This window comes from Acinetobacter sp. YH16044, assembly GCF_013417145.1.
In the GTDB taxonomy this organism is placed as follows: Bacteria; Pseudomonadota; Gammaproteobacteria; order Pseudomonadales; family Moraxellaceae; genus Acinetobacter; species Acinetobacter amyesii.
In genome coordinates, this window is the sequence record NZ_VPEK01000130.1 from 1 (window position 1) to 1,577 (window position 1,577).

Consider the following 1,577-nt stretch of genomic DNA (forward strand, 5'->3'; position numbering starts at 1 on the left):
TTACAACGGATTATTCAGTCGTACAGGCAAAAGATGAACTTATAAAGAACTATATTCGTGATCATCGAAATAGCCTTGATGATCAGCGGGAATTGTATAACTTGAATAGCACATTTAAGGCAATTACTACGCCAGACAAGCATTTCAGCGAAAAGGAAATCATTGAAGAAGTGCGAAATAGCCTAAGATCAAAAGCTTTACTGGGGGATGAGATCGTAAGGTTTAACGGTCAAATGAACATTGCCAAAGGTGAACAGCTCCAGTTAGATCAAGAACTCACTTTAAAGACCGGCTTTTTTAAGAAAGAACATTTTGAGAAAGATACACCGCTTCAGGTCATTGATGCCTATAAAGTCAAAGATCAGGCAATGATGAAAGTACGAATTAAAGCTGAAGAATATGAAGTACCCTTTGATAAGCTAAATATTCGCTATTCAGACAAGTATTTAACTGAATATAAAAAAGATACTTCAGCACGCTTTGATAGTCGTCATAAAGCTGAAATGGTGAGTAAGTTCAATCAACAATTGCAACAGCAGAAGCAGAGCCAACCATTACAGAATCTAAATGCACCAAACAGTGAGATCAAGCATTCTTCAAGCATCAAAAATAGTCATAAAATGAAGTTTTAAGTTGATATAGCTCTTTTAGTCTCTTGGTTGTAATCCAAACCATATCTATTAAAAAAGCATGTCCTATGAATTTTTAGCTCTATATGATGTCCCTCATAGACAATGGAATGTTTAAATCCATTTGCGCCAGAAGCAGGTTCATTGCAAATTAAGCATTTATGAATCTTTAGTCTTTCTTTAAATCGTTTTTTCAATGTCCGTTCGTTCGCCAAAGGCGAAATTAAGAACAATGTACTGAAAAGGTTGTCCGCACATCGAATATGCATTAAATAGCCTTTAAAAGAACGGCAAGTATGAACTTTGGTATTTACGTCTTTTTTACATTCTAAACAGGGCTTTATTACAGGTCGTCTCGTACTGTTTTCATATATAAACTGCATAATTAAGGCTTTTTCGCAATAATTTCTGTAGCTCTTTGATGTTCATCAAGCCATGTGGCAGTTGTGGTACAGCGATAGCTAACTAAAGATAATATTTTTTGATAATCATCAGATAAATTGCGTGTAAAAATTGGTTCGTGATGCGCAATACGATTGCGTAAGCGTCTAATTTGCTCTAACTCATCATAAATTAGCTTTCTTCTATCTTGAATACTTACCGATGTATTCATATTGGGAAATAAATCGGTTAGATATGGATTCCAGAAACGCTGATCATGTCTACTGGTGAAAATGCTTTGCCAAAATGCAAATTTAAGTTCAGGAATAACTTTTCCTGTTGTTCTCTGATTGAGACGCGCATTGATTAAGTCTTTTTTGGGGCTAAAGCCTCGAGTGGGATTCGGTAAGCTTCGTTCAAAACCTGAAGACCACGGCCATTTATCACCATAAACATTTTCAATTGCTGTTGAGACGGCATTTCTAATAGCGACTTCGCAAATATGCAAAGGGATAAGCAAGGCACCTGAAACATCAGCATTCCATGCATATAAATTTAAGGCTTCTA

Annotated in this window: 1 protein-coding gene and 1 pseudogene; one reads left to right on the forward strand and one right to left on the reverse strand. The window is 35.9% G+C overall.

Annotated features, from left to right (window positions below):
* Window positions 1–632 (forward strand): annotated as a pseudogene (locus FTV38_RS17450) (conjugal transfer protein TraA); the annotation flags it as partial.
* A 382-nt stretch (window positions 633–1,014) separates the two neighbouring features.
* Here the strand turns inward: FTV38_RS17450 and FTV38_RS17455 are convergent.
* On the reverse strand, window positions 1,015–1,577 hold a 563-nt coding region (locus FTV38_RS17455), incomplete at its 5' end, for a hypothetical protein (RefSeq protein ID WP_180023039.1).